Origin of the sequence: Methanobrevibacter curvatus (assembly GCF_001639295.1) — an archaeon.
In the GTDB taxonomy this organism is placed as follows: domain Archaea; phylum Methanobacteriota; class Methanobacteria; order Methanobacteriales; family Methanobacteriaceae; genus Methanoflexus; species Methanoflexus curvatus.
Genome location: NZ_LWMV01000226.1, coordinates 1 through 8853, shown reverse-complemented (window position 1 = coordinate 8853; position 8853 = coordinate 1). Strand labels below are relative to the sequence as shown.

The 8853-nt window shown below is 25.6% G+C and carries 4 protein-coding genes and 2 pseudogenes; 4 read left to right on the top strand and 2 right to left on the bottom strand.

Annotation, left to right across the window (positions count from 1 at the left end; all coding sequences use genetic code 11):
* Window positions 1–363: 363 nt before the first annotated feature.
* From MBCUR_RS10850 to MBCUR_RS09615, 3 genes and pseudogenes are all read left to right on the top strand, one after another.
* Window positions 364–954, top strand: a pseudogene (locus tag MBCUR_RS10850) (AAA family ATPase); the annotation flags it as partial.
* Between the two features lie 297 nt (window positions 955–1251).
* Window positions 1252–1920, top strand: a complete 669-nt coding sequence (locus MBCUR_RS10845) for a PD-(D/E)XK nuclease domain-containing protein (protein WP_342669791.1) — start codon at window positions 1252–1254, stop codon at window positions 1918–1920.
* A gap of 227 nt (window positions 1921–2147) precedes the next feature.
* Window positions 2148–3707 carry an ATP-binding protein gene (locus MBCUR_RS09615; protein WP_067092741.1) on the top strand — a complete coding sequence of 520 codons (1560 nt, stop codon included), beginning with the start codon at window positions 2148–2150 and terminating at the stop codon, window positions 3705–3707.
* 213 nt (window positions 3708–3920) lie between these two features.
* Here MBCUR_RS09615 and MBCUR_RS09610 read toward each other — a convergent pair whose 3' ends face one another.
* A complete protein-coding gene (locus MBCUR_RS09610) occupies window positions 3921–5114 on the bottom strand; it encodes a trans-sulfuration enzyme family protein (RefSeq protein ID WP_067092739.1) in 1194 nt (397 codons plus the stop codon).
* A 1422-nt stretch (window positions 5115–6536) separates the two neighbouring features.
* Here MBCUR_RS09610 and MBCUR_RS09605 point away from each other — a divergent pair.
* Complete coding sequence (locus MBCUR_RS09605) at window positions 6537–8402, top strand: PINc/VapC family ATPase (protein WP_067092737.1); 1866 nt, start codon at window positions 6537–6539, stop codon at window positions 8400–8402.
* Between the two features lie 194 nt (window positions 8403–8596).
* On the opposite strand, the pseudogene MBCUR_RS10745 reads toward MBCUR_RS09605, so the two are convergent.
* Window positions 8597–8853: pseudogene (locus tag MBCUR_RS10745) on the bottom strand (hypothetical protein); the annotation flags it as partial.

The window sequence follows — 8853 nt, the reverse complement described above, 5'->3', positions numbered from 1 at the left end:
ATTATATTATTTAAAGGGTAGGAATTTTAAAACAAACTTTTAGAAAAAGTTTGATCAAAAATTATTTAAAACAAACTTTTAGAAAAAACTTGATTAAAAGCAATTTTGAAAATAAAGTATTTTAGTTTATAAGTCGTGTTTTTACTAATATTAAGATATTTATTATATTTTTTCTTAATATTTATTAGTTTAACCTCCTTAGTTTAACTAATTCATAAGGCATTTTAATTCATTAATTTAAATTTTTTATAATTTAGAAAAGTATTTATGTTTTTAAATATAATATATAATTAATTTAAATGAATTATATTACATTTTTGTTTTAAATAAAATAAAAGCAAATAAAATTTGGAGATTACTAATATGCAAAAATTACCTGTAGGTATACAAACATTTTCCAAAATCCGTGAAAAAAACTATTTATATGTGGACAAAACAGAAGATATATTTAATTTAATAGAAAACGGAGAAATTTACTTTCTCTCACGCCCAAGACGATTTGGAAAATCACTTTTAGTTAGCACATTAGAAGCACTATTTTCAGCAAAGAAAGAACTATTTAAAGGCTTATATATCTATGATAAATGGGATTGGAATAAGAAATACCCTGTGATTAAATTAGATTTTTGATCTATGGCTTATAAAAATTCTGATGAATTAGAAGTTTCTTTACTTGGTTTTTTAGATGATATTTCTGAAGATTTTGAAGTGGAACTAAAAAGAAAAACTTTACCACAAAGATTCGGAGAACTAATTAAAAAAATTAATAAAAAATTCAAACAAAAAGTTGTAATTTTAATTGATGAATACGATAAACCTATTATAGACCATATAACAAATTTCAAAATAGCTAATAATAATAGAAAAACTTTAAATAACTTTTTTCAATCTCTAAAAGCCAATGACGAATTTTTAAAATTCATTTTCATAACTGGAATATCAAAATTCTCATCAACATCTATCTTTTCAGGACTAAACAACCCTGATGATATTACACTAGATAAAGATTATGCTACAATATGTGGCTATACACACAAAGAACTAGAAGAATACTTTAAAGAACATATTGAAAATCTAGCTAACGAAGAATCTCTTAACTATAAAGAAACATTAACAAAGATTGAATATTTCTATGATGGATACACTTGGGATGGAAAAACTAAAGTATACAACCCATTTTCAACACTACTACTATTTAAAAAGAGAGAATTTTCAAATTACTGGTTTAGCAGTGGAACACCAACATTCCTAATGGAAATACTTAAAAAAGAAAACACACTAAAACCAATTGTAGAACCTATTGTAGTATCAAAAAATGTTTTAGACACTTTTGAAATAGAAGATATTCACCCTATAACATTACTATTTCAAACAGGATATCTAACAATAAAAGAAATAAAAAATAATTATGGAGCTATGGAATATATATTAGATATTCCAAATTATGAAGTTAGAGAGTCTCTAATCCGTAGACTTGTAAATGCTTATACAAATTTAAGTACAGAAAATTTAAAAGAAATAAAAAATAAAACATATACAAGTATTTTAAATAAAGATTCAAAAGGATTCATAGATGTCCTAGAAAGCATATATCATAGATTATCCTATCCACTAAAAGGGGATGATGAAAAATATTATCATGGAATATTATTAGTAGTTCTCTATTTATTAGGAATTGAATCACAAGGAGAGGTAACAACCTATTCAGGACGAGCTGATATAATTTTTAAAATAAAAGACAAAACAATAATTACAGAAATTAAATACTCCTCAACAAAATCCACAAAAACACTAATAAAAGAAGCATTTAAACAAATTAAAGAAAAAAAGTATTACACAAGATACAAGGATGAAAACCCAACTTATTTAGCTTTAGCTTTCTCAAGAAATGACATAAACTGTGAATTTAAAGAAATATGATTATAAGAAAAAAATATTTAATAATTTATTAAAAATTCATAATAATAATAATAATAATAATAATAATAATAATAATAATAATAATAATAATAATAATAATAATAATAATAATTTAAATGTTCTAAATTTAAATTTTTTAAGAAAAGTATTTATATTTTTATTTAACATATAATATAATAATATATATGATTGTATAAATTATTTTTATAAATTAGGGGATAAATAATATGCAAAAATTACCTATAGGCATACAAACATTTTCCAAAATTCGTGAAAAAAACTATTTATATGTGGACAAAACAGAAGATATATTTAACTTAATAGAAAACGGAGAAATTTACTTTCTATCACGTCCAAGAAGATTCGGAAAATCCCTTCTAGTCAGCACATTAGAAGAGCTATTTTCAGCAAATAAGGCATTATTTGAAGGACTTTATATTTATGATAAATGGGATTGGGATGAGAAATATCCTGTTATTATCTTAGATTTTGGAGAAATACGACATAATAATCCTGAAAATTTAGAAAAATCACTCCACCATTTTTTAGATGATACAGCTGAAGACTTTGGTATTAGGTTAAACAATGAGGATATATCTAGAAAATTAGGAGAACTAATTAAAAAAGTCAGTAAAAAATTCAACAAAAGAGTGGTATTTTTAATTGATGAGTATGATAAACCTATAATTGACAATGTAAACAATTTTAAAATAGCTGATGATAATCGTGAAACTCTTAGTGCTTTTTATCAAGTTTTAAAATCAAATGATAAATTTTTACATTTTCTTTTCTTAACTGGAGTTTCTAAATTTTCATCTACTTCGATTTTCTCAGGATTAAACAGTCCTAAAGATCTTACACTACACAAAGATTACAGTACAATTTGTGGTTACACCCATAGAGAACTTGAAGAGCATTTTAAAGAACATATTGATAATTTAGGAAAAGAAGAATCTCTTAATTACGAAGAAACATTAGCTAAAATCGAGCATTGGTATGATGGATACAGTTGGGATGGTGAAAATAAAGTTTACAATCCTTTTTCAACATTACTACTGTTTGATGAGAGAGAGTTTTCAAATTACTGGTTTAGTAGTGGAACACCAGCATTTCTAATTGAAGTACTTAAAAAAGAAAATACTCTAAAACCCATTGTAGAACCTATAATTGCAACAAAAAACGATTTAGACACTTTCGAAATAGAAAATATCCACCCCACAACATTACTATTTCAAACAGGATACCTAACAATAAAAGAAAAAAACAAAAAATATGGAGCTATTGAATACATATTAGATACTCCAAATTACGAAGTTAGGGAATCTTTAATTAATGAACTTATAATGACTTACACAAATTTAAGTGATGATCACCTAAAAGAGCTTAAAAAGAAAACCTACACAAGTATTTTAAATAAAGACTCAAAAGGATTCATAGATGTCCTAGAAAGCATATATCATAGATTATCCTATCCACTAAAAGGGGATGATGAAAAATATTATCATGGAATATTATTAGTAGTTCTCTATTTATTAGGAATTGAATCACAAGGAGAGGTAACAACCTATTCAGGACGAGCTGATATAATTTTTAAAATAAAAGATAAAACAATAATTACAGAAATTAAATACTCCTCAGCAAAATCCACAAAAACATTAATAAAAGAAGCATTTAAACAGGTTAAAGAAAAAAAGTATTACACAAGACACAAGGATGAAAACCCAATTTATTTAGCTTTAGCTTTCTCAAAAAATGACATAGACTGTGAATTTAGGGAAAAATTATAAAATATAATATTAAATATAATTTAAAAGCAATATTAAATACAATATTTAACAGGATAAAAAATCTTTATGAATGGAATCAGCAGAAGAAAAAATTAGCAAATTACTAAAATTCCAATTAACTCTTAAAAAGTTAAAAAAATGAAAAATTTTTTTATTTCTAAGAGTTTTAAATTGAATTTCTAAAATAAATAGCTAATACATTAATGAATCTAATTATATTAGGTCTGTTTTTATTAAAGCTTCTTGAATATCTTCAATTAAATCATCAGCATCTTCTAATCCAACACTGAACCTAAAGAATCCATTTTTAAATTTTTTTGGATAAAGATGCTGTCTTTCATCATCTCCTCCTATAAAAACTATTAAACTTTCATCATGACCTAAAGAAACAGCTGAACTAATTATAGTTAAATGGCTAACAAATTCATTGTGTTTATTATGGTTTGCTTTTAAACCAAATGCTAAAACACCTCCAAAACCAGGAGACATTTGTTTTTTAGCTATTTCATGGTCTGGATGACTTTCAAGCCCCGGATAAGAAACAAAGCTTACAATTTCTAAGGATTCTAAATATTTAGCTATTTTTAAAGCATTTTCATTATGCTGTCTCATTCTAAGAGGAATTGTTACAGAACCTCTCATAATTAACCAAGCATTAAATGGGCTTATTGTGGCACCAAGATTTACTTGTGCTTGGGTTCTAATGAGGTCTAAATATTTCTTCTCACCTGTAACTGCTCCACCCATAGAGTCACCATGACCATTTATATATTTTGTTAGACTTTCAACTGAAAAATCTGCCCCTAAATCAATTGGTCTTTGATTAAATGGAGATGCTAAGGTGTTATCAACAGAAACCAAAATATCATTTTCATGAGCCAAAGCAGATATTTTTGCAATATCTGAAATAGCGGTTGTAGGATTTCCAGGAGTTTCAATATGAATTAGCTTGGTATTTTCTTTTATTTCATGTTTTATATTTTCAATATTAGATGTATCTACTATAGTGGTTTCAACATTGAATTTACTGTTAAATAGCTTATTAAGTAAACGATAAACTGCGATGTAGGTAATATTTGAAAATATTACATGGTCTCCACTTTCTAAAAGAGAGAAAAACAAACCAGATAATGCACCAACCCCACTTCCAAAACAAACTGTATCCTCACCATTTTCAAGTGAAGCTAACCTCTCTTCAAGGTATCTTTGATTTGACCCACCATTTCGAGTGTATATGTTATCTCCAAATCCACTCCAATTTAAAACACTTGGATCCTCTGGAAGCTGGTAGCTGTTTCCCATAGTTATAGGTCTTTTAATAGCTCTAGTTTCTTTATCAACTCCATTTCCAATGTGAATAGCTCTTGTTTGAAATTTAAGCTCTTTATTTTTATCTATTTTTTTCATACTATCACCAATGATTTAATATGATTTAACATAATCTATTTGTTTCTTCAACAATAATTTTATATTTATACTTCAAGAATTTTTAAGAAATATTTGCAATTACAATCCAATTATAGTTATATGTAATTAATATACATCCATAATATAACAATAGTTATAATCTTTAATAAATATTTCTATTTATCTGAAATAAGTTTCATATGGCAATTATATTATTCCATTTTTTTATTAAAATTATTTGAAAATTTAAATTTATATAAAATATATTAAGCATTATGGGGATGTTTATATTAAATTTTCTATTGTACACTTTTAATTTCTCTACAATGAGGTCGACCAAAATTCCATATCGGTTGTCAAAACCTTAGAAAAATCCTTTGTTTAGCAAAAGAAGAAACTTTTTTTTGAAAAAAGCTATTTTTGTCCGACCCTCACAATAGAAAAAATTATTTATCTGTTTTTGAAAATGATGCCCATAATTAATCTCATGAAAAAATTAATCTCTTTTAAATTGATTTAATAAATAAATAATTATTTAAATATAAATTAATAATTTATTAAGTGTTATTTTAGTAAATAAATTGTAATTAATAATTATGATAAATTTAATCTATTAAAAACCAATCTAAAATCAATCTAAAATCAATTTTAAATTATCTAAATTTAAAATTTTGAATTGTGGGACATCCTCAAATTCTATAAATAAATTATTAATATATGTTTTTATAAAAATTAAATGTTTAAAAATAGCTATTTTTAGTAAATAGACATTAATATTAATTAAATAGAATTTTATTAAATAGTTATACTTATTTTTATAATAAAATTTATTATAACTTTATAAATCTAATTTAACTTAATTAACTAAGTTTAGAAACTTGGATTTTCTTATTGTTTCATGACTCTTTAATAGCTTTGTTAAATCATTGCTTTATCTTTTATTTTAAAATTTAATAGACTTTTCAAGGTAAAAAAATAAATTTTTTAAGGTGGAATAATTAGTAGAGTTATAAATAGATTATTATTTTTATCAACACAATCATCTAAAATTTAGTCATGTTTGGCAGGTATAGAGAAATATCTTCCAAAATAGCAAAGATTATAAGGAATGGAAGTTATATTATAACTAATATTATAAATTATATTATATTTATAAGTTATATTATACGATATAATATAATTGTAGAGATTAAATTTAATTGTAATCATATTATAATATTTATCTCCATATTAATATAACTTTAACTACTTATTAGTTGTTATTTAAAATTTTAGAGCATTAATATTTGAAAAAACAGTCGTTGTGCAACTTAAGTGTAAATTTTTCCACTTTATAATCACAGTTTCTGAATTTTTTAACAAGTATAAATTTAACAAGCATAAAACTTTAACAAGCATAATTTGCAAAAAAATAGTGATACAATGGATTATTACAGTGATGATGAGGATAAATTAAATAGGATAGTTCCAGATACAAGTGCCATAATTGAAAATACTGTATTTGATTTATTAGATGGAAAAAAATTAGATTATCCAGAAATAATTATTCCAGAGGCAGTAATAGCTGAACTAGAATATCAAGCCAATAAAGGACGCCTGTCTGGTAAAAAAGGACTTAAAAATCTTGAAAATCTTCAAAATTTAGCTGATGAAGGGAAAATATCTGTTAGTTTTAGTGGAAAAAGACCAAACAACTATGAAATTTCTTTATCTAAAACAGGAGAGATTGATGCAATGATTAGAGACATTGCCAAGTCTGAAATGGCTACTCTTTTAACCTCTGATAAAATACTCTCTCAAGTTGCTAAAGCATCAGCCATTTCAGTAATATACTCTCCAATAAAAGCAAACATTGATAAAAAACTTAAAATATCTTATTTCTTTGATGATGAGACTATGTCTGTTCATTTAAAGGAAAATGTTGTTCCAATGGCTAAAAAAGGAAGACCTGGAAATATTAAGCTTGTAAAAATTACAGATGAGAAATTATCATACAATGATTTAGAATGGTTTATAGATGAAATTTTAGAGAGAGTAAACATAGATTTTAAAACTTATCTTGAAATTGATATGGAAGGAGCAACAGTTGTTCAATCAAGAGATTTAAGAATTTCTATTGCACGACCACCATTTTCAGAAAGTTTAGAGATAACTGCTGTTCGTCCAGTTGCAGATGTATCTTTAGATTACTATGAATTAAAGGATGAGTTATTAAACAGATTAAAAAACAATGCAAATGGAATTTTAATTTCAGGTTCTCCTGGTGCAGGTAAAAGTACATTTGCTCAAGCGTTAGCTGAATTTTACAGTAAAAACTTAAATAAAATTGTTAAAACAATGGAATCTCCAAGAGACTTACAACTCTCTGATGAAATTACACAATATTCTCCTTTGGAAGGTAGTATGGAAAATACTTCCGATGTTTTACTTCTTGTTAGACCAGACTTTACAATCTATGATGAGTTAAGAAAGAGTCATGATTTCCATATATTTGCTGATATGCGTCTTGCTGGTGTTGGAATGATTGGTGTTGTCCATGCAACAAAACCAATAGATGCAATTGGAAGAATAGCTAGTAGGGTAGAGTTAGGAATTATCCCTTCGGTTGTAGATACAAACATTTATATTGAAGATGGTAAAATAGCTGCTGTTTATGAAACTAAGTTAACTGTGAAGGTTCCATCTGGGATGAAAGAAGCAGATCTTGCAAGGCCTGTTATTGAGGTTAGAAACTTTTTTTCTGGTGAGTTAAAAAACGAAATTTATACCTATGGCGAACAAACGATTGTAATGGACTTAGATTTGATTGAGTCTGAGGATTCTAATAAACCTAAAAAGTCATCTGTTGAGTTAATAGCTGAAAAAGAAATTTTATCTGAAATTAAAAAGGCAGTACCTGATTCAAGGGTAGAAATTGAGATCATTGATGGATATAGAGTTGAAGTATATATTGAAGAAAAATTCATTCCTAAGTTTATTGGTAAATCAGGAAAAAGAATAGAGAAATTAGAAAAGAAAATTGGAATCGGTATTGGTGTAAATCCTATTAAAGAAATATTGGATAGAGAAGAAGAGATTAAAGTAGATATCTCTAAGAAATTTATAACTTTATATTTCACTAAAAATCATGTAGGTCATACCTATGAGATATTTGGAGATAAGCACTATCTTTTTTCAGCTACAGTAGGAAAAAATGCCACAGTTAGAATAAAACAAGGCATTGAATTAGGGGATGCTGTATTGGCTATAGTGGAGAGTGGTGGAAAAATAACTGCTAAAAAACCTTAAATTTTTATTTATTTGCTTTGTTGTTTTTATTATTTTGTTTTTATTTATTCTATTGTTTTTATTATTTTGTTTTGTTTGTTTGTTTTTATTTATTTGTTTTATTTTTTCTGTGACATTTTTTAAGAAAAAAAGTTTAAATTAAATTAATTTAAGCAAATATGACAATATATAAATAATTTATCAGGGTGTCTGATTTACTTGAAATTTACAAGGTTTATTACTTCTTGGATTTCGTTGTAACCTTCTGAAATTAGTATTCCCATTAAAAGTACAGTTAGATATGCTTTTTTAGATACAGATTTGAGTGTATAAGCGTGTATTTTTCCTAATTCTAGGTTTATTTTGAGGAATTCGAAAACTTTTTCGATTTTCCATCTTGGACGTCGAAAATCTTTCCAATTAGGTAGTATTTCGAAGAGTTTTTCTCTTAAATATTCGTAAATCTCTCCAG

Excerpts from the sequence above, each read along its gene's own strand:
- MBCUR_RS09610 (WP_067092739.1), bottom strand. The coding sequence starts at position 5,114 with ATGAAAAAAATAGATAAAAATAAAGAGCTTAAATTTCAAACAAGAGCT.
- MBCUR_RS09615 (WP_067092741.1), top strand. The coding sequence starts at position 2,148 with ATGCAAAAATTACCTATAGGCATACAAACATTTTCCAAAATTCGTGAA.
- MBCUR_RS09605 (WP_067092737.1), top strand. The coding sequence starts at position 6,537 with ATGGATTATTACAGTGATGATGAGGATAAATTAAATAGGATAGTTCCA.
- MBCUR_RS10845 (WP_342669791.1), top strand. The coding sequence starts at position 1,252 with ATGGAAATACTTAAAAAAGAAAACACACTAAAACCAATTGTAGAACCT.